Source organism: Bradyrhizobium sp. HKCCYLRH2060 (assembly GCF_051168135.1).
GTDB lineage: Bacteria > Pseudomonadota > Alphaproteobacteria > Rhizobiales > Xanthobacteraceae > Bradyrhizobium.
Genome location: NZ_JBNPUK010000009.1, coordinates 224,935 through 250,249 on the forward strand (window position 1 = coordinate 224,935; position 25,315 = coordinate 250,249).

20 protein-coding genes, 1 pseudogene and 1 riboswitch are annotated in these 25,315 nt (G+C 66.7%); of the genes and pseudogenes, 10 read left to right on the forward strand and 11 right to left on the reverse strand.

Annotated features, from left to right (window positions below):
• The first annotated feature begins 12 nt into the window (after window positions 1-12).
• The 3 genes from pgeF to ACQR10_RS19375 all read left to right on the forward strand — a co-directional run bounded on the left by pgeF (window position 13) and on the right by ACQR10_RS19375 (window position 2,658).
• Window positions 13-759, forward strand: coding sequence for a peptidoglycan editing factor PgeF (gene pgeF, locus ACQR10_RS19365; protein ID WP_410051439.1), 747 nt, complete (start codon window positions 13-15; stop codon window positions 757-759).
• 126 nt (window positions 760-885) lie between these two features.
• Entirely contained in the window at window positions 886-1,518 is a 633-nt protein-coding gene (locus tag ACQR10_RS19370; protein ID WP_316177552.1) for a hypothetical protein, read from the forward strand.
• 186 nt (window positions 1,519-1,704) lie between these two features.
• Window positions 1,705-2,658, forward strand: a complete 954-nt coding sequence (locus ACQR10_RS19375; RefSeq protein WP_315803270.1) for a ribose-phosphate pyrophosphokinase — start codon at window positions 1,705-1,707, stop codon at window positions 2,656-2,658.
• A gap of 1,051 nt (window positions 2,659-3,709) precedes the next feature.
• On the opposite strand, the pseudogene ACQR10_RS19380 reads toward ACQR10_RS19375, so the two are convergent.
• Window positions 3,710-4,240, reverse strand: a pseudogene (locus ACQR10_RS19380) (REP-associated tyrosine transposase).
• A gap of 241 nt (window positions 4,241-4,481) precedes the next feature.
• Between ACQR10_RS19380 and ACQR10_RS19385 the strand changes: the two are divergent.
• The 5 genes from ACQR10_RS19385 (at window position 4,482) to ACQR10_RS19405 (ending at window position 10,279) form a co-directional block, all read left to right on the forward strand.
• A complete protein-coding gene (locus tag ACQR10_RS19385) occupies window positions 4,482-5,714 on the forward strand; it encodes a benzoate/H(+) symporter BenE family transporter (protein ID WP_316217515.1) in 1,233 nt (410 codons plus the stop codon).
• Window positions 5,715-5,838: 124 nt separating this feature from the next.
• A complete protein-coding gene (locus ACQR10_RS19390) occupies window positions 5,839-7,158 on the forward strand; it encodes an ABC transporter substrate-binding protein (protein WP_316217516.1) in 1,320 nt (439 codons plus the stop codon).
• Complete coding sequence (locus ACQR10_RS19395; RefSeq protein WP_316217517.1) at window positions 7,155-8,090, forward strand: carbohydrate ABC transporter permease; 936 nt, start codon at window positions 7,155-7,157, stop codon at window positions 8,088-8,090. The genes ACQR10_RS19390 and ACQR10_RS19395 overlap by 4 nt, the downstream gene beginning before the upstream one ends.
• Window positions 8,087-8,911, forward strand: a complete 825-nt coding sequence (locus ACQR10_RS19400) for a carbohydrate ABC transporter permease (protein WP_315803265.1) — start codon at window positions 8,087-8,089, stop codon at window positions 8,909-8,911. The genes ACQR10_RS19395 and ACQR10_RS19400 overlap by 4 nt, the downstream gene beginning before the upstream one ends.
• A gap of 273 nt (window positions 8,912-9,184) precedes the next feature.
• Complete coding sequence (locus ACQR10_RS19405; protein ID WP_316217518.1) at window positions 9,185-10,279, forward strand: HWE histidine kinase domain-containing protein; 1,095 nt, start codon at window positions 9,185-9,187, stop codon at window positions 10,277-10,279.
• A gap of 6 nt (window positions 10,280-10,285) precedes the next feature.
• On the opposite strand, the gene ACQR10_RS19410 is transcribed toward ACQR10_RS19405, so the two are convergent.
• From ACQR10_RS19410 to ACQR10_RS19445, 8 genes are all read right to left on the reverse strand, one after another.
• Window positions 10,286-11,101, reverse strand: a complete 816-nt coding sequence (locus ACQR10_RS19410; protein ID WP_316217519.1) for an XdhC family protein — start codon at window positions 11,099-11,101, stop codon at window positions 10,286-10,288.
• A gap of 214 nt (window positions 11,102-11,315) precedes the next feature.
• Window positions 11,316-12,521 carry a vWA domain-containing protein gene (locus ACQR10_RS19415; protein ID WP_316217520.1) on the reverse strand — a complete coding sequence of 402 codons (1,206 nt, stop codon included), beginning with the start codon at window positions 12,519-12,521 and terminating at the stop codon, window positions 11,316-11,318.
• On the reverse strand, window positions 12,518-13,387 hold the full coding sequence (locus tag ACQR10_RS19420) for an AAA family ATPase (protein ID WP_316217521.1): 870 nt from the start codon (window positions 13,385-13,387) through the stop codon (window positions 12,518-12,520). The genes ACQR10_RS19415 and ACQR10_RS19420 overlap by 4 nt, the downstream gene beginning before the upstream one ends.
• A gap of 279 nt (window positions 13,388-13,666) precedes the next feature.
• Window positions 13,667-16,087 carry an aerobic carbon-monoxide dehydrogenase large subunit gene (locus tag ACQR10_RS19425; protein ID WP_434848670.1) on the reverse strand — a complete coding sequence of 807 codons (2,421 nt, stop codon included), beginning with the start codon at window positions 16,085-16,087 and terminating at the stop codon, window positions 13,667-13,669.
• Window positions 16,084-16,584 carry a (2Fe-2S)-binding protein gene (locus ACQR10_RS19430; RefSeq protein ID WP_316217524.1) on the reverse strand — a complete coding sequence of 167 codons (501 nt, stop codon included), beginning with the start codon at window positions 16,582-16,584 and terminating at the stop codon, window positions 16,084-16,086. Before ACQR10_RS19430 ends, ACQR10_RS19425 begins: the two co-directional genes overlap by 4 nt.
• 285 nt (window positions 16,585-16,869) lie before the next feature.
• Window positions 16,870-17,733, reverse strand: a complete 864-nt coding sequence (locus ACQR10_RS19435; RefSeq protein WP_316217525.1) for an FAD binding domain-containing protein — start codon at window positions 17,731-17,733, stop codon at window positions 16,870-16,872.
• Window positions 17,734-18,061: 328 nt separating this feature from the next.
• The gene (locus tag ACQR10_RS19440; RefSeq protein ID WP_315714061.1) at window positions 18,062-19,270 is read right to left on the reverse strand and encodes an MHYT domain-containing protein; all 1,209 of its coding nucleotides are present in this window, start codon (window positions 19,268-19,270) and stop codon (window positions 18,062-18,064) included.
• Between the two features lie 296 nt (window positions 19,271-19,566).
• Window positions 19,567-20,172 carry a 6,7-dimethyl-8-ribityllumazine synthase gene (locus ACQR10_RS19445; protein WP_316217527.1) on the reverse strand — a complete coding sequence of 202 codons (606 nt, stop codon included), beginning with the start codon at window positions 20,170-20,172 and terminating at the stop codon, window positions 19,567-19,569.
• Window positions 20,173-20,249: 77 nt separating this feature from the next.
• Window positions 20,250-20,442: riboswitch (FMN riboswitch) on the reverse strand.
• A gap of 394 nt (window positions 20,443-20,836) precedes the next feature.
• On the opposite strand from ACQR10_RS19445, the gene ACQR10_RS19450 reads away from it, so the two are divergent.
• Window positions 20,837-21,337, forward strand: coding sequence for a YbjN domain-containing protein (locus ACQR10_RS19450; protein ID WP_315714059.1), 501 nt, complete (start codon window positions 20,837-20,839; stop codon window positions 21,335-21,337).
• A 163-nt stretch (window positions 21,338-21,500) separates the two neighbouring features.
• Complete coding sequence (gene proC, locus ACQR10_RS19455; protein WP_316217528.1) at window positions 21,501-22,328, forward strand: pyrroline-5-carboxylate reductase; 828 nt, start codon at window positions 21,501-21,503, stop codon at window positions 22,326-22,328.
• Between the two features lie 19 nt (window positions 22,329-22,347).
• On the opposite strand, the gene ACQR10_RS19460 is transcribed toward proC, so the two are convergent.
• Window positions 22,348-23,664: a TAXI family TRAP transporter solute-binding subunit gene (locus ACQR10_RS19460; RefSeq protein ID WP_316217529.1), complete on the reverse strand. Its 1,317-nt coding sequence runs from the start codon at window positions 23,662-23,664 to the stop codon at window positions 22,348-22,350.
• 309 nt (window positions 23,665-23,973) lie between these two features.
• Complete coding sequence (locus tag ACQR10_RS19465; RefSeq protein ID WP_316217530.1) at window positions 23,974-25,212, reverse strand: MFS transporter; 1,239 nt, start codon at window positions 25,210-25,212, stop codon at window positions 23,974-23,976.
• Window positions 25,213-25,315: the final 103 nt, after the last annotated feature.

A 25,315-nucleotide genomic window follows, 5' to 3' on the forward strand; every position in this document is an offset into this window, starting at 1 on the left:
TCATCGGATGTGATGTCCGCGGTCCCTGGCCTGCGCCACGCCTTCTTCACCCGCGAGGGCGGCGTCTCCGACGGCATCTATGCCGGCCTCAATGGCGGGCTCGGATCGCATGACGTGCCGGAGAACGTCCGGGAAAACCGCCGCCGCATGGCCGCCCATCTCGGCGTCGCGCCCGACCAGTTCCTCAGCCTGCACCAGATTCATTCGCCCGACGTCGTGGTTGCGACCGGGCCCTGGGACAGCCCCGTCAGGCCGAAGGCCGATGCGCTGGTGACCGCGACGCCGAATCTCGCGATCGGCGTCACCACGGCCGATTGCGGGCCGATCCTGTTCGTCGACCCCCACAGGCGCGTCATCGGCGCGGCGCATGCCGGCTGGAAAGGTGCGCTCACCGGCGTGCTCGAAGCCACGCTGCAGGCGATGGAGGAGCTCGGCGCAGAGCGCGGCCGGATCATTGCCGCGATCGGCCCCCTGATCCGCCAGCCGAGCTACGAGGTCGGCGCCGAGTTCGTCACGCGCTTCCTCGACGACGACGCCGAGCACGCGCGCTTCTTCCTGCCGTCGGCGCGCGACGGCCACGCGATGTTCGACCTGGCCGGCTTCATCCGGATGCGACTGGAAAACGCCGGCGTGCTGCTGATCGACGATATCGGCCTCGACACCTATGTCGACGAGCGCTTCTTCAGTTACCGCCGCTCGGTCCATCGCAGCGAGCCGGACTATGGCCGGCACGTCCATGCCATCATGCTCGAAGGCTGAAGCTGGGCGCGATTGTGGCCGCATGTGGATTGCTTAACCCTTTCTGTACAACTGAATGCACTCTGTCCCAATCTGTGGCAGCCGCGACCTAGACGTTAATCGATTTTAACGATATCGCTCCCGACGATGAGGGGAGCGCCGACACCACTTCGACGGATCAGCCGCGCTGCGCAGCACGCCTGCGTTGCCGTTTTGCTGATCACGTCCGCTGCAGCGCTCGGCGGCTGCGCGACCAGCGGCGGTCCGTCCAACGCCTACGCGATGGCGCCTGCATCGGATAACGCCACGATCGCCTTCGAGCAGATCGACGGCCCGCCACCGCAAATCTTCGACCGCATGGTCAGCGTGCTCGACAGCGAGTCCAAGCTGCGCAGCCTCGCCATCGTGTCGCGCGAGGCCCCTGCAGCGTATCGTGTCCGCACCTATCTCTCCGCCCAGGTCGTCGGCGGCAAGGGCGTGATCGCCTGGGTGTTCGACGTCTACGATCGCAATCAGCAGCGCGCGCTGCGGCTGTCGGGCGAAGAGCCGGTCGGACGCGGCGGCCGCGATCCGTGGAACAATGTCGACGACATGGTGCTTCGGAAAATCGCGCAGGCCGGCTTCAGCGGACTTTCGAACATGCTGAACGGCACCGCGCCCGTCGACGGCGCGCCCCCGGTGGCACCGGCCACCCGCGGCCCTGCGGTCGCCGTGGCCGAGCCCGCATCGCCGGCGTCCGGCGGCACCAGCGTCGCGGCCCTCGGCTACACCGACCGTTAGGCAAGGAGGCGCATTTTGCGCCGTTTTTGACCGGGAAAAACAGCCGTTTGACCGGGAAAAACACTTGCGGCGGGTTGCCATGCGCGCGGTGTCCTTGATATCACCTCGCCCGTGCAAAACTGCCGGTTCCATGGATAGCCCGATATGCTGAACAAGGTCTCCAGCGAGACGCGAGGAGAATTCACGATGTCGGCCAAGAACGGCTCCATCAAACTCGTCGCCGGCAACTCCAATCCGGCTCTCGCCGCCGGCATCGCCGCTGAGCTCGGGCTGCCGCTGACGAAGGCGGTGGTCCGGCGCTTCGCCGACATGGAGATCTTCGTCGAGATCCAGGAGAACGTCCGCGGCTCCGACGTCTTCATCATTCAATCGACGTCCTATCCGGCGAACGACCTGCTGATGGAGCTCCTGATCATCACCGATGCGCTGCGCCGCGCCTCCGCGCGCCGCATCACCGCCGTGGTGCCCTATTTCGGCTATGCGCGGCAGGATCGAAAATCTGCCTCGCGCACGCCGATCTCGGCCAAGCTCGTCGCCAACCTGATCACCCATGCCGGCGTCGACCGCGTCATGACGCTCGACCTGCATGCCTTGCAGATCCAGGGCTTTTTCGACATCCCGGCCGACAATCTCTATGCTTCGCCGCTGATGGTGCGCGACATCAAGGATCGGTTCGATCTCTCCAACCTCATGGTCGTATCGCCCGACGTCGGCGGCGTGGCGCGCGCGCGTGGCCTCGCCAAGCGCATCAACACGCCGCTCGCCATCGTCGACAAGCGCCGCGAGCGTCCCGGCGAGTCCGAGGTCATGAACGTGATCGGCGAAGTCTCCGGCCACACCTGCATCCTTGTCGATGACATCGTCGACTCCGGCGGCACCCTGGTGAACGCGGCCGATGCGCTTCTCAAGCACGGCGCCAAGGACGTCTACGCCTACATCACCCACGGCGTGCTCTCCGGTGGAGCGGCGAGCCGCATCACCTCCTCGCGCCTGAAGGAGCTCGTCATCACTGACTCCATCATGCCGACCGAAGCCGTCCGCAACGCGCCGAACATCCGCACGTTGCCGATCGCGCCGCTGATCGCCGAGGCGATCGGGCGAACCGCTGCCGAAGAGTCGGTGTCGAGCCTGTTCGACTGATATCGTCTCTCGTACGGCAAGAACGTCATCATCAAATTCCACTGTCATTCCCCGCGAAAGCGGGGAATCCAGTACGCCGCGGCGCCTCGATCAATCACAGCCATCTCCCTTTACTGGATCGCCCGGTCCCGTCTTCGCCTTCGGCTTTGACGCGGCCAAGAGCACTTTGGGCGCGCCGCAGCTTCAGCGAAGGCGGCAAGCCGGGCGATGACGCTGGTGTTTGGGCAAAGGGCCTGCCCCACACTCCCGTCATTGCGAGGAGCGCAGCGACGAAGCAATCCAGACTGCCTCCTCTGAAGGATCCTGGATTGCTTCTCTCCGCTCGCAATGACGCCTGTGGTATCTTTCATCAGGACAACATCCGACAGGACTTGCGCATAAGCCTCCGCGATCTCGCGGCGCGTGTTGCGTCCGAGCTTTGATCACAGCATCGCCCTCTTGGTGGAGGGCGCAGGGAAGGCCGGGCGCTGGCCGCGCCCGTGGCCCGCCTGCTAAAAAAATGCAGGCGGCAGGTACCACAGGTCTGGCCGAACACACCCGGCCCTCCCTGCGCGATGGCTTTACGGCTGCTTCGCAGTCTCCCCGGTGCACCGGGCTTTCTGGCCACCGTTGCCCGCGCGGCGCGTGAGCGCCGACACAGGCGTGACACCAGCGTCGGGGTGTCAGGACCGTGCGACTTGACCGTGCGTGCCGGATCGTTCGTCGGCGCGGCATCCGCCACGCTGCGACCCGACCCGCCCATCGCATTCCGCTGCCGACGTCCGTGACGACCGCGATACGTCCCCTCCGACGCAACGGAACGGCCCGGACCATAATGCTGATTTGGCGAAACCTCCAGCGATTTATTTTTATCCGAAGGGCTGGACAGGACTTGCGGAGAGAAGCGTGATTTGGGCGACGGGCACGCGCTGGACCGAACGGACACTGACGCGGAGAGACGCGGCGGATTACGGTTTCGCCTAATCCGCCCTACGCTCAAACCCGTAGGGCGGATTAGCGCAGCGTAATCCGCCCTTGTCCAGCGCGAGAGTTTCAAGACAGCCTGATCCGGTCAACGCTCGCCGTAAGTCCCGTTCACATCGACATCGCCAGCCCAATCTGCGGAAATACTCCTTCACGCACGTCTCGGTGGAAGGACGAATGCGGCCAGTCCTCCACTCGACTTACCAGGCGAATGCTTCACCGGATTGGTGTAACAATACTCCACGTGCCGGGCATAATCTTCCTCGTCGCGAATGAGATGCTCCCAAAACCGGCGCTGCCAGATGCCGCGTTCCTGGTTCGCTATCCGAGCGGCGCTGAGGTACTCCGTCTTTGGAAGCGCTCGTGCGAAACGGCTTTTGATCAAGCGCCAACGCGTTGAAAAATCCGCATCTTCGGGAGGCAAAGTCCAGACCGCATGAAGATGATCCGGCATCACGACAAAGGCATCGATTTCGAACGGAAAACGGCGCCTGGTAGCGGCGACGGCAGACCGCAGGACGTCGATGTGCTCGATCAGCAGAGCTTGACGTCGGTCGAGAAGGTTCACGGTGAAGAACCAGGATCCGCCCGGAACGAATGCGCGTCGATAGTTGGGCATGGAGCATGGTCCGCGTCGAGATGACCGACGTAAGCCTACTCGCTGAGGATGTATGGATTCAAGATTTGCGGCGGATTACGGCTTCGCCTAATCCGCCCTACGCTCAAAACCCGTAGGGCGGATTAGCGAAGCGTAATCCGCCGATCAGCCCAACGCCTTGCACAGCTCGTCCCGTTCGGCCAAAACATCCCCTACGACGCCAAGGACAACAACAAGAACACACACCGAGCCCCGCCCCTCCATGTTCAGCGCCATCGAACGCCCCGCGGCCCCGCCGCCCGGCCTCGGCCAGATCATCAGCGATTTCGGCCCGCTGTATGCCTCGCACGGCTTCATCGGCTGGCTGTTCGCGATTACCGGGCCGGTCGCCATCATCCTGTCGGTCGGCGCCAATGGCGGGCTGTCGCAGGCGGAGATCGCGTCGTGGATCTTCGGCGTGTTCTTCATCAACGGGCTGATCACGCTCGCGCTGTCGTGGCGCTATCGCGAGCCGTTGGTGCTGTTCTGGACCATTCCGGGCACCGTCCTGGTCGGCCAGTCGCTGACGCATCTGAGCTTCCCGCAGGTGGTCGGCGCCTTCTACGGCACCGCGCTGTTGATGCTGGTGCTCGGGCTCACCGGCTGGGTCAAGCGCGCGATGCAACTGGTGCCGATGCCGATCGTGATGGGCATGGTCGCTGGCGTATTCCTGCGCTTCGGCCTCGATCTCGTCCGCGCCGTGTTCACCGACTTCGCCATCGCCGGGCCGATGGTCGTGCTCTGGCTGCTGCTGACCGCACTCCCTGCGCTGGGCCGGCGCTGCCCGCCGATCATCGGCGCGCTCGTCATCGGCACGCTCGCGGCTCTCCTGTTCGGCAAGTATGATCAGAATGCCTCGCTGCAGATCGCGCTGATCCATCCGGTGATCCCGACGCCATCCTGGTCGCTCGCGGCCATGATCGAGCTGATCGTGCCGCTCGCGGTCACCGTGCTGGTGGTGCAGAACGGCCAGGGCTTTGCGGTGCTGACCGCTGCCGGCCACAAGCCGCCGGTCAATGTGGTGACCGTCGCCTGCGGCATCGGCTCGGCGCTCGCGGCTGTCGTGGGCGGCGTGTCGACCTGCCTGACCGGACCGACCAACGCGATCGTCGTCTCCGGCGGCGAGCGCAAGCGCCACTATACCGCGGCGATGGTGGTGGGCGTGCTTGCGCTCGGCTTCGGCCTGCTGGCGCCGACCTTCACCACGCTGCTGCTGATCGCGCCGAAATCATTGATCACCGCGCTGGCGGGCCTCGCCATGCTGCGCGTGCTGCAGACCGCGTTCGTGACCGCGTTCAGGACCAACTTCTCCCTCGGCGCGCTGATCGCCTTCCTCGTCACCGTGGCCGACGTACCCCTGCTCAATATCGGCGCGGCGTTCTGGGGACTCGTGGCAGGCTTTGCAATCTCGTGGCTGCTGGAGCGGGCGGATTTCACCGCCGCATCGGGCGCATAACGGATTGCCGCGGCGCACCACGCGCTGTCGTCGCATCCCCAGCCGAACGGGCACCATGCTGTTGCAGCGTCGCTGGATCGCGCTACACTTCACGACCAAACAAAAAGTCTTCTGGGAGGATATGATGACCGCGATCACGCGCCGCAACATGCTTGCGGGTACGGCAGCAGCAGGCGCGCTTGCGCTTACCGGCCAGCCCGCCTGGTCGGAGCCGCAGTGGAAGAAATATGCCGGCACCAGGCTCGAGGTGATCCTCGCCAAGGGGCCGCGCGGCGACAATCTGCAGAAGAACATCAAGGAATTCACCGCACTGACCGGCATCGAGGTGGAATCCGAGCAGATCCCGGAGCAGCAGCAGCGGCAGAAGGTCGTGATCGAACTGTCGTCGGGCAAGCCGAGCTTCGACGTCGTCCATCTCAGCTATCACGTGCAGAAGCGGCAGTTCGAGAAGGCCGGCTGGCTCGCTGACATCACCGACATGATGAAGGATCCGAACCTCACCGCGCCGGACCTCGTGCAGAGCGATTTCTCCGCCGCCGGCCTGAGTTACGCCAGCAACGACAAGGGCCGCATGTTCTCGCTGCCGTGGTCGGTGGACTACTTCATCCTCTACTACAACAAGGAGCTGTTCGCGAAGAAGGGCATCGAGGTGCCGAAGACGCTCGACGAGATGGTCACGGCGGCGCAGAAGCTGACGGATGCCAAGGACGGCATCTTCGGCTTCGTCGGCCGCGGCCTGCGCAACGCCAACATGACGTTGTGGACCAACTTCTTCCTCAACTATGGCGGCGAGTTCCTGGACGCCAAGGGCAACATCCTGACCGACGGCCCGGAAGCCATCGAAGCCACCAAGCTTTATCAGAAGCTGCTGACGACCTGCGCGCCTCCGGGCGTCGCTGGCTTCAACTGGATGGAGTCGATGGCCTCGTTCACGCAAGGGCGCTCGGCGATGTGGATCGACGGCGTCGGCTGGGCGCCGCCGCTGGAGGATCCCAATGCTTCGCGCGTGGTCGGCAAGGTCGGCTACACCGTGGTGCCCGCCGGACCGAAGGGACAGTACTCGGCGACCTATGGCGACGGCATCGGCATTGCGGCTGCGAGCAAGAACAAGGAAGCCGCCTGGCTGCTGTGCCAGTGGCTGGTGTCGAAGCCGCAGGGCGCCCGCCTGGTGCAGGCCGGCGGCGGCGTGCCGTTCCGCAACTCGGTGCTCAACGACCCCGGGGTGCAGGGCGGCGTGAAGATGCCGAAGGAGTGGCTGCAGTCGGCGATCGACTCCGGCAAGATCAGCAAGCTCGGCCTGCCTGTGATCATTCCCGTCGCCGAATTCCGCGATCTCGTCGGCGCGGCGCTGACCGCCACGCTGTCGGGCGCCGATCCCGCGACCGAGCTGAAGAAGGCGCACGAGCAGTTCCGCCCGATCCTGGAGCGCAGCGAGAAAGCGTGAGCACGATCGTCGAACAGGCCGGCGCGGCAGCGGACACTGCTGCGCCGGAACGTGCATTGCGACCGCCGTCCTACTGGCCGTTCGTGGTGCCGGCGCTGGTCATCGTGCTCGCGGTGATCATCTTTCCCTGGCTGTTCACGATCTGGATGAGCTTCCAGGAGTGGAAGGTCGGTTCGCCCACGACCTTCGTCGGGCTGTCGAACTATATCCGGCTGCCGGCCGACCCGCGCTTCGTCGAGTCGGTCGGGCACACGCTGTCCTACACGGCTCTCTCCGTGCTGCTGCCGCTGGTGCTCGGCACCTTCGCGGCGGTGATCTTCCATGCGCGTTTCCCCGGACGCGGGCTGTTGCGCGCGCTGTTCATCATGCCGATGATGGCGACACCGGTCGCGATCGCGCTGGTGTGGACGATGATGTTCCACCCGCAGCTCGGCATCCTGAACTATCTCTTGTCGCTCGTCGGCCTGCCGCCGCAGCTCTGGGTGTTCCATCCGGCCACCGTGATTCCGTCGCTGGTGCTGGTCGAGACCTGGCAATGGACGCCGCTGGTGATGCTGATCGTGCTCGGCGGCATCGCCTCGCTGCCGACCGAACCTTACGAGAGCGCGCAGATCGACGGCGCCAGCACCTGGCAGATGTTCCGCTACATCACCCTGCCGCTGATCATGCCGTTCCTGTTCATCGCCGCGATGATCCGCGCCATCGACGCGATCAAGAGCTTCGACATCATCTTCGCAATCACGCAAGGCGGTCCGGGCTCGGCGTCGGAGACCATCAACCTCTACCTCTACAGCGTCGCCTTCGTCTATTACGACCTCGGCTATGCCTCGGCGATCGCGGTGGTGTTCTTCGCGCTGATCGTGGCGCTGACCGCACTGTTGCTGATGCTGCGCCGGCGCGCGCAGTGGAATGCGCTGGGGAGCGACACATGAGCGCGCAGACCATCCTCGGCCGGCTCGCCCTTGCGCTCGGCGTCTTCCTGATCGTCTCGCCGGCGATCCTGTTCTTCCTCTGGATGATCTCGCTGTCGGTCAAGTTCGAGGTCGACAACGCCGCCTATCCGCCGGTGTTCTGGCCGGAACACTTCGCCTGGAAGAACTATGCCGACGTGCTGTCGTCCAACCGTTTCTTCACCTACTTCAGGAACAGCCTCTTGGTGACCGGCGGCGCGACGGCGCTGGCGATGCTGGTCGGCGTGCCCGCCGGCTACGGCATCGCCCGCATGGCCGCGCACAAATCGGCGATCGTGATCCTGATCGCGCGCATCACGCCGGGCCTGTCCTATCTGATCCCGCTGTTCCTCTTGTTCCAGTGGCTCGGCCTGCTCGGCACGCTGTGGCCGCAGATCATCATCCATCTCGTCGTCACCGTGCCGATCGTGATCTGGATCATGATCGGCTATTTCGAGACCACGCCGATCGAGCTCGAGGAAGCCGCGCGGATCGATGGCGCGACACGCTGGCAGGTTTTCCGTCACGTGGCATTGCCGGTGGCGAAGCCCGGCCTCGCCGTCGCCTTCATCCTCGCGGTGATCTTCTCCTGGAATAATTTCGTGTTCGGCATCGTGCTGGCCGGGCGCGAGACCCGCACCCTGCCGGTCGCGGTCTACAACATGATCTCGTTCGATCAGCTCTCCTGGGGGCCGCTCGCGGCGGCCGCGCTGATCGTGACCCTGCCGGTGCTGCTGCTGACCGTGTTCGCGCAGCGGCAGATCGTGGCCGGCCTGACGGCGGGTGCGGTCAAGGGCGGCTGACGGGTATAATGCATACCAAAGAGAACCGCGACGGAATGCCAAACTTGCCTTGGTCAGGCCATAGTCTGCCACTTGGTTACCTGCGTGGAACCGGGATTCGCCCCGCGCCTGCGGCGCGGCGGTGACCGCGTTGACGGTTTCATCTCGTCTCCGTGCCGGCTTCGTTCCAGCCGAATACCACTGCGCCGCACGATCGACCGGCTCCGGATTTGCGCTCCGCCCGGCCCGTCGTGCAACCCATCACCGGCTGAACGCCAGACCGACGAAAGCTTCATGACGTCCGATCGCGACGCCTCCGCGCCAGACCGATTGACTGCCCTGTTGCAGACCGAGCTGCTCGACTCGCCGCCGGAGCCGGGCTTCGATCGCGTCACCCGTTTGACCTCGCGGCTGCTGCAGGCCCCGGCGGCGATCATCGCGCTGGTCGATCGCGACCGGCAGTTCTTCAAGAGCTCGGTCGGCCTGTGCGAGCCGTGGGCGTCGCTGCGCGAGACGCCGCTCAGCCACTCCTTCTGCCAGCACGTCGTGACCTCGGCGCAGCCGCTGGTGATCAGCGACGCCAACGAGCATCCGCTGGTGAGGGACAATCTCGCGGTGCCGGTTCTCGGCGTGATCGCCTATCTCGGCGTCCCCCTGCGGCTGCCGAGCGGCGAGGTGATCGGCGCGCTCTGCGCCATCGATCACGAGCCGCGGCCGTGGAGCGACGACGACATCGCCCAGCTCACCGAGCTCAGCGAGATCGTGATGGACGAGATCGCGCTGCGCACCGAGAATGCGCGGCGGCGCACGGTCGAGCAGCATCATCGCGTGCTCGTCCATGAGCTCAATCACCGTGTCAAGAACACGCTGGCGCTGGTCGACAGCGTGATCGCGCTCAGCATCCGCGCCGATTCGGCGCTGGCCGAGTTCGGCGAGGTGCTGCGCGGCCGCATTGCCGCGCTGACGCGCAGCCACGCGCTGGCGCTGGATCGCGGCCGGGAGGCGATCGCGCTCGATGAGCTGGTCTGCGCCGAGCTGGCGCCGCTGCAAGGCGACCGTGTCGCGGTCGACGGCCCGGCCGTGCCGCTTCCGCCGGGCGTCGCGCTGTATCTGTCGATGGGGCTGCACGAGCTCGTCACCAACGCGGTGAAATACGGCGCGCTGTCGAACGATGCAGGACAGGTGACGCTGAGCTGGACCCATGCCGACGGACGGCTCAAGCTGTCCTGGGAGGAGAACGGCGGGCCGCAGGTCTCCCCGCCTGCGAGCAACGGCTTCGGCTCGCTGCTGTTCGAGCGCATTCTCGGCGCCGCGCTGAAGGGCGAGGTCACGCGCGACTTCGCGCCGGATGGGCTCAGGGTCTCGTTCGATCTGCCGCTCGCGCCATGACGGACTTCAGCCGCGCTGGCCGCGCCGGCGCACCTGCGTGATCTCGGCCAGGATCGACATCGCGATCTCCTCCGGCGTGATGGCGCCGAGATCGAGCCCGGCCGGCGCCTTGACCTCGTCGAGCAGCCCGGCGTCGATGCCGTCCTTGATCAGCTTGTCGCGCAGGCTGTCCATCTTGCGGCGGCTGCCGACGAAGGCGTGGTAGGCCGCATCGCAGGCGAGCGCGGCGCGCAACGCCGCCTCGTCGCCCTTGCCTTGCGTCGACACGACCACGAAGCGGCTGCTCCCGGCCGGTTGGCCTAGCGCGAAGCCATCGATCAGCACATCGGCCTGCGGTGTCGTGACGAGATCGGACGCCGGCGCCGCCAGCGTCACGTGATAGCCGAGCGGCCGGGCCTGCGCGGCGAGCGCGACCGCGACCGGGCTCGCGCCGAGAATGACCAGCGCGGGATGCGGAAGCACCGGCTCGACGAAGATATCCATGGTGCCCTTGCTCGGGCACATGTTGGCGGCGAAGCGCACGCCTTCCTTGGTTTCGCCCGGCTTGACGCCGAGCTCGGCGAGCAGGTTCTCAGGCTGCACCGAGACCATGCGAGGGATGCCGTCGGCGAGCGCCTCACGCGCCGCCTTCAGCACCGCGCCGCGGGCGCAGCCGCCGCCGATCCAGCCCGCGACGATGCTGCCGTCGGGGCGGATGATCGCCTTGGCGCCGGCCTTCGCGGCCGTCACCGACACCGTGCGGACGACGGTGGCGAGCACGAAGCTTTCCTCGGCGGCCTTGAGCTGCGCGGCGAGATCGAGCAGTTCGACAGTTGCCGTCATGATTGCCTCCTGTGTCGTCGTGAGAGGCGCGGTGCAACCGCGAGGGCAGTCTGTTCCCTCCCCCCTTGTGGGGGAGGGCTAGGGAGGGGGGCGGCTGGCACCGGTGCCCGTGGTACCCCCCTCCCCAGCCCTCCCCCACAAGGGGGGAGGGAGCGCACTGCCGATGCCGTAGCAGAGTGCCTTATGGTCAGATCGATCAGGCTATTCGCCATCCTCACAACCTCGCCAGATACGGCTCCAGTGCGGCCAGCGAATTCAGCGTATGCGCGGGCGCGTAGAGATCGACGAACGGCAGCGCGGCCTTGATGCCGCGTGCGTCCGGCGCGTAGCCGTCCCAGCCGAGCATCGGATTGAGCCAGACGATGCGGCGGCAGCGGCGGCTCAACTGTGCCATCTCACGGCCGAGCAAGGCGGGATCACCGGTGTCGTAGCCGTCGGAGACGATCATCACGCAGGTCCGCGAATGGATGACGCGCGGCGCGTGCCAGCGATTGAAGGTCTGCAGGCTCTCGCCGATCCGCGTCCCGCCGCCGGCGCCCTGCGCCATCATCGAGAGACGGTCGAGCGCCCGCGCGGCGTCCTTCTCCTTCATGGCGTCGGAGACGTAGGCGAGCCTCGTGTGAAACAGGAAGGCCTCGGCCTCGCGAAAGGCGTCGAGCACGCCGTGGATGAAGCGCAGAAACACCGCGGTGTAGGGGCTCATCGAGCCGGAGGCGTCGAGCAGCACCACCAGCCGCAACGGCTTGTGCTTGCGTCGCCGGTGCACCAGCGCAATCGGCACGCCGCCATGGCTGATATTGCGGTGGATGGTGCGGCGCAGGTCGAGCCGCTCGCCCGACTTCCGCTGCTGATCACGCCGGGTCAATCGCGTCCGCATCGCCTTGGCGAGCCGCGCCGCGGCCTCATGCGCCAGCGCGACCTGGTCGGGATCGGCGAGCTTGCGGAAGTCGGTATCGCTGATGGCGGCGACGCGCGAGGCGCCTTCGCGCACGCCCTCGCCGCCCGCGTCGCGCGGGGTTTCGTCAGAGGGAATCTGATCGGTCGCGCCGTGAGGCTCCGGCTGAGCGGCATTCGTATCCTGCAGACTCTTCAGGGACGGGCTGTTCGCTCTCGCCGTCGAGCCGGAGACCAGTGAGCGCGAGCGCACGCGCCTGCCGAGCCAGAAGGCGTCGAACAGGCCGTCGAAGCGATCCCACTCGCTCTTGCGTGCCGAAAACAGATGCTTGAACGCCGAGCGCAGCAGGCCGGGCTTATCGGCATAGCCCGCACGCATCACTGCCGCCGCGTCCTGCCCTTCCGCCAGGCCGACCGCAAAGCCGTTGTCGCGCAGCGTCTTGAGAAACGCACCGAGACGGCCCGCGACGAGCCGCGCCACCGCGTCCATGTCCTCGTGGTCGGGTGTGGCGCCACAGCAGCTCATGCGACCTTCCCCAACAGCCGCGCCGCGACCTCGCGGGTGATGCGCGCGCGGTCCTCATGCGTCTTGAGCAGGCACATCAAGGTGTCATGCACCATCTCCGGCTGGTCCTTGAGATCGCGTACGTCGAGCCCGACCAGTGCCGCCGCCCAGTCCAGCGTCTCGGCGACGCCGGGCACCTTGCGCAGTTCCTCCTTGCGCAGGGATTCGACCATGCGCGCGATCTGCAGGGCGAGCGAGGCGGAGGCACCGTCGATCCTGGTCAGGATGATGCGCGCCTCGCGGTCGACATCGGGATAGTCGACGTAGTGGTAGAGGCAGCGCCGGCGCAGCGCATCCGATAGCTCACGGGTTCCGTTCGAGGTCAGCACCACATGCGGAATGCTGATCGCCTTGATGGTGCCGAGCTCGGGGATCGAGACCTGGAAGTCGGACAGCAGCTCCAGCAGGAACGCCTCGAACTCGTCGTCGGCGCGATCGATCTCGTCGATCAGCAGCACCGGCGGCTTGGCGCGGCGGATCGCCGCCAGCAGCGGCCGCTCGAGCAGATATTTCTCGGAGAAGATCTGATCCTCGATGGTGTCCGGCTGGCCGCGATGCGCCTCGATCGCCAGCAGCTGGCGCTGGTAGTTCCACTCGTAGAGCGCGGAGCTCTGGTCGAGGCCTTCATAGCATTGCAGACGGATCAGCTCGGTGCCGTGCACGCAGGCGAGCGCCTTGGCGACCTCGGTCTTGCCAACGCCGGCTTCCCCCTCCAGCAGCAGCGGCCGCTTCAACAGCTGCATCAGCGCGATCGCGGTCGCCAGCTCGCCGTCGGCGATATAGCCGCAGGCGGCGAGAGATCGGGCGATGTCGTCGCGGGTTTTCATACCGGTTTGTTTCTCGATCTCGCCGCGAAGTCGGTGTGTTCCCTCCCCCCTTGTGGGGGAGGGTTAGGGAGGGGGGTGCCCCGCGCGAGACTGCCGCCGGAGACCCCACCCCCGACCCCTCCCCGCAAGGGGGAGGGGAGCGCACCGGCGATGCGGTTACAGCGCCGTCTCTCTCGGCGTCATTGCGAGCGGAGCGAGGCAATCCAGGGTGATGGACGGGACTCTGGATTGCTTCGTCGCTTCGCGCCTCGCAATGACGAAGGTGCTCTTGGACTTCGTCTATGCAACCGCGCCCAAATTCTTCGCGGCCTGCCAGTTGCGCCAGAAGTCGTGGGGCATCTGGATGTGCGTCGCGCCCAGGAACGAGAACGCGTCGTTGACCGCATTGGAGAACGCCGGCACGCCGCCGACATTGGGGCTTTCGCCGACGCCCTTGGCGCCGATCGGGTGATGCGGCGACGGCGTCACCGTGAAGTCGGTCTCCCAATGCGGCGTCTCCACCGCGGTCGGCATGAAGAAGTCCATGAACGAGCCGGTCACGACGTTGCCCTCGGCGTCGTAGCGGATCTCCTGGCCCATCGCGATGGCGAAGGCTTCGGTGAGGCCGCCATGGATCTGGCCCTCGATGATCATCGGGTTGATGCGGGTGCCGCAATCATCCAGCGCGTAGAAGCGCCGGACCTTGTACACGCCGGTATCGACGTCGATGTCCATCACGCAGAGATAGGCGCCGAACGGATAGGTCATGTTGGGCGGATCGTAATAGCTCACCGCCTCCAGCCCCGGCTCCATGCCGGGCGGCACCGAGTTGTACGCCGCCCAGCAGATGTCCTTCATCGACATCGCCTTCTCAGGCAGGCCCTTGACGCGGAAGCCGTCGATGTCCCATTCGAGATCGTCCTCATGGACCTCGAGCTTGTAGGCCGCGATCATCTGCGCCTTGGCCTTGATCTTGCGCGCCGCCATCGCGATGGCTGCGCCTGCCACCGGCGTCGAGCGCGAGCCATAGGTGCCGAGACCATAGGGCGCGGTGTCGGTGTTGCCCTCCTCGACCATGATGTTATCGGCGGGAATGCCGATCTCGCTGGCGATGATCTGGGCCCAGGTGGTCTCGTGGCCCTGGCCCTGGCTCTTGGTGCCCATCCGCGCGATGCCGGCGCCGGTCGGGTGCAGCCGGATCTCGCAGGAATCGAACATCGCGATCCCCAGGATGTCGCAGTTCTTCGAGGGACCGGCGCCGACGATCTCGGTGAAGAAGGAGACGCCGATACCCATGATCTCGCGGGTCTCGCCGCGCTGGAAGGCGGCGCGCTTGTCCGCCTGCTCCTTGCGCAATCCAGCGTAGTCGACCGCCTCCATCATCTTGCGCATGGCGGTATGGTAGTCGCCGGAGTCGTATTCCCAGCCGAGCGCCGAGTGATAGGGAAACTGCTCCGGCTTGACGAAGTTCTTCAGCCGCAACTCGGCCGGGTCCATGCCGAGCTTCTGCGCGAGAATGTCCATGCCGCGCTCGATGCAATAGGCCGCCTCGGTGACGCGGAACGAGCAGCGATAGGCGACGCCGCCTGGCGCCTTGTTGGTGTAGACACCGTCGACGGAGAGATGCGCGACCGGGAAGTCGTAGGAGCCGGTGACGATGTTGAAGAAGCCGGCCGGCCATTTCGACGGATCGGCGCAGGCGTCGAAACCGCCGTGGTCGGCGAGCACGTGGACGCGCAGGCCGGTGACCTTGCCCTCCTTCGTGGCCGCGATCTCAGTGGTCATGTGATAGTCGCGCGCAAATGCCGTCGCGGTCAGGTTCTCGATGCGGTCCTCCACCCATTTCACCGGCTTGCCGGTGACGATCGAGGCGACGGCCGCACAGATATAGCCGGGATAGGCGCCGACCTTGTTGCCGAAGCCGCCGCCGATATCGGGCGCGATGACGTGGATCTTCTGCTCAGGGAGCTTCGCGATCAGCGACACCACGGTTCGGATGACATGTGGCGCCTGGAACGTGCCCCAGATCGTCAGCTCGCCCTTGATCTTGTCGAACGAGCACACGCACTGGCAGGTCTCGAGCGGCGACGGATGGGTGCGGTGATAGGAGATCATCTCCTTGATCGTCACCTCCGCCTTGTTGAACGCCGCGTCCGTCAGCTCCCTGTCGCCGACGCTCCATTCGAAGATGTGGTTGTGGTGCTTGCGCGGGCCGTGTGCGCCAGAGGTCTTGCCGGCGAGGTCCTCGCGCAAAACGGGAGCGTCCGGGTCCATGGCCTTGAACGGATCGACCAGCACCGCCAGCGGCTCGTACTCGACGACCACCTTGGAGACGCCGTCATCGGCGGCGTAGCGGTCGGTCGCGACGACGAACGCGACCTCCTGGTTCTGGAACAGCACCTTGCCGTCGGCAAGCACCATCTGCACGTCGCCGGCCAAGGTCGGCATCCAGGCGAGGTTGACCGTCTTCAGCGTCTCGGCGGTGATGACCGCCAGCACGCCCGGCACCTTCAGCGCCTCCTCGGTGTGGATCGCCTTCACCCGCGCATGCGCATGCGGCGAGCGCACGAAGTCGCCATGCAGCATGCCAGGCAGCTTGACGTCATCGACGTAGTTGCCCTTGCCTTGCGTGAAGCGAATGTCCTCGACGCGCTTGCGCCGGCAGCCCATGCCTTCGAGGGCGGCTTCGCGTTGTTCCCGCGTGGGAGTCATGTCGTTCATTCCGCGGCCTCCTGGAATTCCACGCCGTTGATCTTGGCGGCGGCGTATTGGATCGCCTTGACGATGTTCTGATAGCCGGTGCAGCGGCAGATGTTGCCGGAGATGCCGGCGCGGATCTCGGCTTCCGTCGGCTGCGGATTCTCCTTCAACAGCCGATGCGCGCGCAAAATCATGCCGGGCGTGCAGAAGCCGCATTGCAGGCCGTGCATCATGCGAAAGCCTTCCTGCAGCGGCGACAAGGTACCGTCGGCATTGGCCATGCCCTCGATCGTGGTGATCTCGGCGCCATTGGCCTGCACCGCGAGCATGGTGCAGCTCTTCACGCTCATGCCGTCGATGTCGATGGTGCAGGCGCCGCAATGGCTGGTCTCGCAGCCGATATGCGTGCCGGTGAGCTGCGCCTGCTCGCGCAGGAAATGGACCAGAAGCGTTCGCGGCTCCGCGAGGCCGTCGACCTCGCTGCCGTTCACCTTCATCGTGACGTGGGTTTTGGGCATTCGGTGCTCCCTGAAGAACGTCTTTGAATTTTCGGCCGAGCTATCAACCGCGATCTCGATGCGCTCCCCTCCCCCTTGCGGGGAGGGCAACCGGCCGCATTCGCGGCCGGCTTTTTTGAAGAACGCCGAAGCAAAGCTTCGGCTGCGGGTGGGGGTCCACGGCGGCAGTCTCGCCTGGGGCTACCCCCCTCCCCGCCCCTCCCCCACAAGGGGGGAGGGAGATGAGAGAGCTCGCCGCATGGCGAGGTTGCACCGCGTGCGGGGCCGCGGCGTCAGCAAACGCGGCTACTTCGCCCGGCTCGCCGCGCGCTGCAGGGCGCGCATCACCATGATGCCACCGACATGCTTGCGGTACTCGGCCGGGCCGCGCGCGTCGGAGGCCGGCTGCATGATCGCGCGCGCCGCGGTGGCCGCGGCCTTCAGAGCGGCGTCATCCAGCGTGGTGCCGATCACCGCATTCGCCGCGTCGGTCGCCAGCAGCGGCGTCTCGTGCAGATTGGTGAGCGCGATCACGCACGTCGCGACCTTGCCGCCGGCCATCGTCAGCACGACACCGGCCGCCGCAGTCGCATAATCGCCGACCTTGCGCTTCAGCTTCTCGTAGGCATAGCCGTGACCCGCGGGCGGAGCGGGAATGCTCACCCCGGTCAGGATCTCGCCGGGCTCGAGCGCGGTGAAATAGGCGCCCTGGTAAAACTCGCGCGCGGCGACCTCGCGGGCGCCGTTCGGACCTTCGAGCCGGTAGGTCGCGTCCAGCGCCAGCATCAGCGCCGGCATGTCGTTGCCGGGATCGCCATTGGCGACATTGCCGCCGAGCGTACCGCGGTAGCGCACCTGCGGATCGGCGATCAACAGCGCGGTCTCGTGCAGGATCGGCAGCGCCGCGCCGATATCGGCCGACGCCAGCAGCTCGGCCTGCGTGGTCATCGCGCCGATGACGATGCGGTCGCCGTCGCGGCGGATGCCCTTGAGCCCGGCGATGCCGTGCAGATCGATCAGATGCGCGGGGGTCGCCAGCCGCAGCTTCATCATCGGCAGCAGGCTGTGGCCGCCCGCGAGCGGTCGCGCATCGTCGCCGAGGTCGGCGAGCAGCTTGATCGCATCGCTGACGCTCGCCGGCCGGTAATAGTCGAACGGGCCAGGAATCATGACGTGTCCTCTCCTGTGCTGGCCTGCTCTATCGGCAGGGCCGTCGCGTTGTTGCGGCGGGCGTTCGTGCTGCGAGAGCGAAGTGCGAACGCGGACGCATCGCGGATTGGCGCGGAGCGTCGATCGTGACAGCTGGCCGCGCAACGAAGCCGGCACGGAGAGCGGCGAAATCGCACGAAATGCGGCTGGTCGCGCACGAATTGCGTCAGCGAGGGCGACCCAATCGCGCGAGTGACGGCGTGAGCGGCCGCGCAAGACGCGCGCCCGGTGTTGCATGCGTTGTGGAGAATGGCGGCGCTCTGTTGCAGCAGCGAAACGAACGCTGAACTCAGGCCGGCCGCCGCAGCCCGAGCCGCGCCTTGACCTCGGCGACCTTGGCGCGGCTCACCGGCACGCGCGGCTTCGAGGGGCCATCGAGCTCGATGATCGCGCCCTCGCCTTCCCGACCGACGTAGATCACATGCTCGATCGCGACGATGTGGCTGCGGTGCACGCGGATGAAGCGGCCGGGATCGAGCTGCGCCTCGGCCTCGGAGATCGACCATGGGCACATCCGCTCGCGGGTGCCGTCATGGATCCGCGTGTAGTGCGCATCGGCGCGCACGCTGCGCACGTCCCCGGCATCGATGAAATGGGTGCCGTTGGCGCCCTCCAGCGGCAATCGCGCCGCGGTCGCGCGCGGCGGCTGGCCGATGCCCCCCAGCGGCGCCGCCGTCGCCCGGCTCATGGCGGCGACCTCGACCACCGGCTCGGCCGCCGTCGCGGCCGGCTCCGGCGCCAATTGCGGCGCAGCCTCGGCAACGGCCGGCATCGGCTGCGATTGACGGCGCGGGTCCGGCACCAGCGACAGCAAAAATCCGGCGGCGATGACGAAGCACAGCACGGCGACGACGATCGCGAGCGCTTGCGGCGACGCAGCAAGTCCCGGTGCGGCGTGATGGTGTCCCTCGCCCATCGGCACAACATGCATTCCCAGCATCGCGGTGTAATGCATGCCGGACACGGCGATGCCGAACGCAACCGCGCTGATGGCGAGCCGTAGCCCGTCCTGCCGCGCCAGGAAGATGCGCAGGCCGCCATAGGCGGCGCCGATCGCAATCGCCACCGACAGCGCCACCAGCGCCGGATCGTGCGTCAGCCCGAATGAGCCGGACAGGCCGTGCATGCCGACATAATGCATGCTGGCGATGCCGGCGCCGAGCAGCAGCGCGGAAGGGACGACGCGCCGGGGGGAGGGATCGCCGATGCTGACGAAGAACAGCGAGATGCCGATCACGAGCGCGCAGATCAGGAACGAGATGATGGTCGGCAGCACCAGATAGACGGCATCGGGCGGCAGTGGCGCCGCCATCATGCCCACGAAATGCATGGTCCAGATGCCCACGGCCAGAATGCCGGCGGCGCCGGACAGCAGCACGCGCGCATTCTCTCCCGGCCCGCTGCGGATGCGCGCGGTGAGACTGAAACCGGTATAGCCACCCAGGCTCGCGATCACGACCGAGAGCGCGACGAGATAAGGATCGTATCCTTCGATCATCCTTGTCGGCCGCCCGTCGCCACGGGCCAGCCTCCTCCCGCGGATGTTTTACAGGTGCGGCGAGGAAATTGACAACACAAGGCGGGGAGCGGGAGGGGGCGTGATGTCGCTGGGGTTGCGTGAGCGCTGAGCGCCTAGCGACCCTTCCGCGACTGTGAGATGCGGGACTCTTACCGCAACGGCGGTGGGCCCCCCTCCCCCTTGCGGGGAGGGGAGCCGACTGCCGTCGCGGTGAGAGCTGAGTTCGAACGTCGAATCAGGTGTGGCCGGCGTCAACCGGCCACACGTCGTCAGCCTCAGATGATCCCCGCCGCGACCTGGCCGCGCAGCCGCTCCAGGCTCAGCAAGGTCTCGGCACAGGCGGTCGCCACCTCGATGCCCTTGGTCGCAAAGTGCTTGCGGAAGAACTCGAAATGCGCCTGCGTCTCGTGGAATTGCTGCGGCGTCAGCACCGCGGAGAACACCGGCACCTCGGTGCGCAATTGAACGTCCATCAGCGCCTTGATGACGGTGTCGGCGACGAACTCGTGGCGGTAGATGCCGCCGTCGACGACGAGACCGGCCGCGACGATCGCGGTGTAGCGCCGCGTCTTGGCCAGCAACTGCGCATGCAGCGGGATCTCGAACGAGCCCGGCACCTCGAAGATGTCGACGCGGTCGCGCGGGATATTCCGCGCTTCGATCTCGTCGAGGAACGCCACCCGGCATTCGGCGACGACGTCGCGATGCCAGGCCGATTGCACGAAGGCTATGCGCTGCGGCTTGCTGAAGCGCGGATGCGACGGCGCCGGTGGCGACTCGTCGGGCGGTGACGCGGCCGGCATGTCCGCCGGCGGCGACGTGGCTGTGGTGAGGGTGTCGGTGGAAGTATCGGTAGGCGCGTCTTGCAACATCTGATTCATGGTTGTCCTCGTCAGAGACCAGAATCAGGGCATACGGAACGACGACGCCCCCACGCTGACATGCGCGGGGTGCCGGGACCCGTTCTCTTTCATCCGGACTGTGACCGTCGGCTTCGGAATCGCACCGAATCTGCTGACCCTTCTCTGCGCGGCGCGTTCCGGAGAACAGAATTCTCCAGACCGTGTCTGCCGAGAAGGCGCTCGCGGGCTCGCGCTCGACCGGGAACGCTTACCGCCGGTGGGGAATTTCGCCCCGCCCTGAGAACATCGGCCGCCCGGGATGGACGGCCTAGACGAACTATGCAGGCGGCCGGCGGCTGCGGCAAGGCCTCACGCCCGCAGTCCGCGACGGGCGGCCATGCAGCCGCCCGCGGCCGTTCCCGCGACCGGATCGGCCCGGACGGAGCGGCTGCGCCGAATCCGATTCCGTTTTGTTCTCATTCGGCGATGATTCCACAGGCCGGACAGGAGTTGTGGACGAAGCGGTGTTTGGCTGTGGACGGACTCGCCCCCCCGTTGCGCAGATTCCGCAAATCACATCAGTTTGTCCTCGCACGCCCGGGTTACCTCCGGGACTGCAAGCCGGGTCTCGAAGCGCCGCGAGGGCGTGGGCCGGGTCGCCGCGTATGTACCAACGAGATCAAGAAGACGAGGTCGAGACGGCATGTCCCTGCTCGAAAGCACTATCGATTCCGCCGATCATCCGCTGAGCGTGGTCGAGACCATTGCGGCCGACAACAACTGGATGTTCGAGCGCTCCGGCGAGGACGAGATCACGATCGCCTCCAAGGGCCAGTGGACCGACTACCAGCTCTCCTTCACGTGGATGGCGGAGATCGAGGCGCTGCATCTGGCCTGTGCCTTCGACATGAAGATTCCCGAGGCCCGCCGCGCCGAGGTGCAGCGGCTGATCGCCGCGATCAACGAGCAGCTCTGGCTCGGCCATTTCGACATCTGGACCCACACCGGCATGGTGATGCACCGTCAGGCCCTGGTGCTGCCGGGCGGCATCACCGCGTCGGGACTGCAATGCGAGAGCATGCTGGCCGGCGCCATCCACGCCTGCGAGCGCTATTTCCCGGCCTTCCAGTTCGTGGTCTGGGCCGGCAAGTCGACCCAGGAAGCCATGGCCGCGGCGCTGTTCGATACGGAAGGCGAGGCGTAAGCCGCCGTGGCCTCGACACACTCGGTGTCGTCCCGGCGAACGCCGGGACCCATACCGCGTGATGCATGTGTGAGCCGAGACGCTTGTCGCTCTGCCCTCGCCCCACTAGAACCGCCGGTGGTTATGGGTCCCGGCGTTCGCCGGGACGACAGTGGAGTTCGTCGTGACATCAGCGGACAACAACCTGCTTCATCAGCTCACCGGCACTATCGTGCTGGCCGGCGCCGGCAAGATGGGCGGCGCGATGCTGGCCGGCTGGCTAGCCGGCGGGCTCGATCCGAAGCGCGTCGTCATCATCGAGCCGATGCCCTCGGCCGAGATCACCGCGCTCGTCGCCAAGGGCGTCCGCCTCAATCCGACGACGGCCGCGCCGGCCGAGGTCGTCATCGTCGCCGTCAAACCGCAGATGTTCCCCGACGCCGGCCCCGCCTTGAAGCCGTGGGTCGGCGACGCGACGCTGGTGCTGTCGATCATGGCGGGCATCACGATCGCCGGCCTGCAACAGACGATCGGCGGCGCGGTCGTGCGCGCAATGCCGAACACGCCGGCCGCGATCGGCCGCGGCATCACCGTGGCGGTGCCGGCCGGCAACGTCAGCGCCGCGCAGCGCCTGCTGACGGACGCGCTGTTGCGCGCCACCGGCGCGGTGGAATGGGTCGACGAGGAGGCGCTGATGGACGCGGTGACCGCCGTGTCCGGCTCGGGTCCCGCCTATGTGTTCCTGCTCGCCGAGGAGCTCGCCCGCGCCGGCGTCGCCGCCGGCCTGCCCGAGCCCCTGGCGACGACGCTCGCGCGCCACACCGTGTCGGGCGCCGGCGAGCTGCTGCGCCAATCGGACCTGCCGTCCGCCACGCTGCGCCAGAACGTCACCTCGCCCGGCGGCACCACCGCCGCGGCGCTGTCGGTGCTGATGGCAGCCGACGGATTCCAGCCGCTGCTGACCAAGGCGGTCGCCGCGGCCACGGCGCGCTCGAAAGAGCTCGCGAAATAGACAACGGCGAGCTGACAGCTCAGCGCGATGGCGTCGGCGGCCCGCCATGCTGCTGGCGCCATTGCAGGAACTGGCGGAACAGGGCACTGCGCTCGGTTGGATCGTTCGACAGCTGTCCGCCGCTCTGGCGCACGAAGCTTTCGAACTGGGTCTGCTGCACGTCGGCGACCTGCGGCCGCGGCACCATGTTGTGCGCCAGCAGCCAGTCTTCCGCGGCCTTGAACCGCTTCCAGTTCGGGATGGCGGCGACGATGCTCGACTCCCGCCATTTCGGATGCCGCGGCGGCTTCATGAACTCGTCGTAGTTGGCGAAGAACGCGTCGACGAAGCGCGCCACCTTGCGGTAGCGCTCGGTATGCTCCGGCCAATTGTAGCTGACGAGCAGCATGCCGATCGCCACCGTCTCGATCGTCTCGCCGGGGTTGAGCAGGTTCGGATATTCCTCGGAGGACAATGTCGTCGGCAGATAGAGGTCCTGCAGCCGGCGGTCGTAGGGGATCGTCACAAGGTGCAGCGCGCGGTTGTCGTTCCTGATGTTGCGGGCGAGCTGGAACACCTTGCCGGTGGAGACGATGTAGGCGTCGGCGTCGCCATCGATCAGCTTCTGGATCGATTTGGCGTCGTCGGTCGCGTAGTCGAACGACGCCGTGAGGCCGAGACGGTGGAAGATCACGCGCGCGGAATAGAAGCCGACATCGGTCGGCGCGATGATGCGCTTGCCGTTGAGATCGAAGATCGAGCGGATCGAGGAGCGCGCGATGACATGGATCTCGTTGTGATAGAGCCGCGCGATGTAGCGGAGCTGCGAGGTGATGTCGGGGATGCCGTATTGCAGGCGGTAGAATTCGGGCACGTCGGCGGCGACCGCGCCCATGTCGATGCTCTTCAGGAATAGAATATCGGAGACGTTGCGCACCGGTCCTTTGCCGAGCACCGGCAGAACGCGGACGTTGGTCTGGTCGTCAAGGACGCGCGCCATGTCCGAGCCGAACACGGAGGTGGCGCCGCCGGCCGGCGCCGTGATGATGGTGACGGTGCCGTCGTTGACGTCGGTCGGGTTGGGCAGCCGCCACACGTCCGGCCCGCTGCCGGGCGCGGGCGACAGCGACGCCGGCAGGCCGGCGGGACGTGGCGGCGCCGGAATCACGGGCGCGCCGTTCGGCCGGGCGGTCGGCGCCACCGGCACGATGATGGAGCGGGTCGCTGCCGGGCGCGGCGGCTGCGGCGGTTGTTGTTGGAGCTGCGGCCACGCCTGCGCGGACACCTGGCTCATCATGAGTCCGGCTGCGAGCGCGGCGAGCGCGACTTGCGAAGCTGCCTTCGAGACGATGGACATAGCGCAACGGCCTCCTGCACCATCGCGATGCCGCCGCAGCGTTCTCGACCGGTCCGGAGCATTCACCTCGAGGCCTGCCTGCGTCAGGCATGCGACGGGCGACCGCGGCCTCGGCTGAGACCTCGCGACAACCAACCTCGCGATGCGGAGCGCGCCCGAGGCCAAATGGCCACGATCGGCTCCGATCGAGGTCGATAGTTGCGGGAGGTGATTCGATGGATTTGCGGCAGCCGCCGGGATTTTGTATGACGACGTGCATATAAACCGGATATCGGACTCCGGCTGTGGCTCCCGTGCAACGCGTTGCGTTCAGGCCGCCAACCGGTGTTGCCGCCGCGCCAGGATCAGCAGCGTCACGACGATCGCCAGGTTCAGGCCATTCCACGCGATGCCGTTGGCGAAGGCCGCTGAATAGGACCCCGTGGCGTCGAAGATGACGCCCGAGACCCAGCCGCCGAACGACATGCCGAACACCGAGGCGAAGATGATGATGCCGACCCGCGTGGCGGCCTCGCGCGCCGGCATCGCCTCGCGCACGATGATCGCATAGCTCGGTACGATGCCGCCCTGGAACAGGCCGAACATGCCCGAGATCAGATAGAGCGACGTCAGGCCGTCGAAGAACAGATAGAACAGAAGCGCAAAACCCTGCGCCACCGAGCCGATCAGGAGCGTGCGCATGCCGCCGATGCGATCGGCGAGAAAGCCGGAGCCGATCCGGCTGACGATGCCGAGCGCCATCATCAAGGACAGCATCTGCGCGCCGACGGCGACGCCGTAGCCGAGATCGCCGCAATAGGCGACGATGTGCACCTGCGGCATCGCCATCGCCACGCAGCAGGCGATCGCGGCGATGCTGAGCAGGACGGTCAGCGCATTGGTCGAGATCGGCAGCTCCAGTTGCGGCGGCGCCGCGCCGGCATGGTTCTGCGCGCCAGCACCGTCCATGCGGGCGCGCAGCACCAGCAGCAGCGCGCTCATCGTCACCGCGCAGAAGACGCCGAGCGCGACATGGCTGGCGCGCCAGCCGATCTGCTGCACGCCCCAATTCACCAGCGGCGGCCACACCGTGCCGGCGACGTAGTTGCCGGAGGCGACGATGGTGACGGCGAGGCCGCGATAGCGCACGAACCAGTGCGACGCCTCCGCCATCAGCGGCGCGAATGTGACGGACGAGCCGAGCCCGATCAGGAAATACACCGCCTGAAACTGCCACAGCGTCACCGACGCACCGGCGAGCAGATAGGCCGCGGCGGTCGTCGCGATGCTGAGCGCCATCGCGGTGACGATGCCGAAGCGGTCGGTGATGCGGCCGACGATGACGCCGCCGAGGCCGAAGCCGAACATCGTCAGCGTATAGGCGAGCGACACCGCGCCGCGGCTGGCGGCGAACTCAGCCTGCACGACCGGGAGAACGACGACGACGGTCCACATCCCCGCGCCGCCGATGGAACCGATGACGAGCGCAAGCGCCAGCCGCGCCCAGGCCTGGCGCGAGTCCGGAATGAAGTGAGGCGCTTCCTCGAATCTTGTCTGGGGTCCGTGCACGATGCCCGCAACTTCGTTGCCGCACCGCATCAGGTCAAGCCACATTGCTGCGGCATTGGGCATGCAGAAGCAGCGCAACAGGAGGGACCTGCGCGGTCAGGGT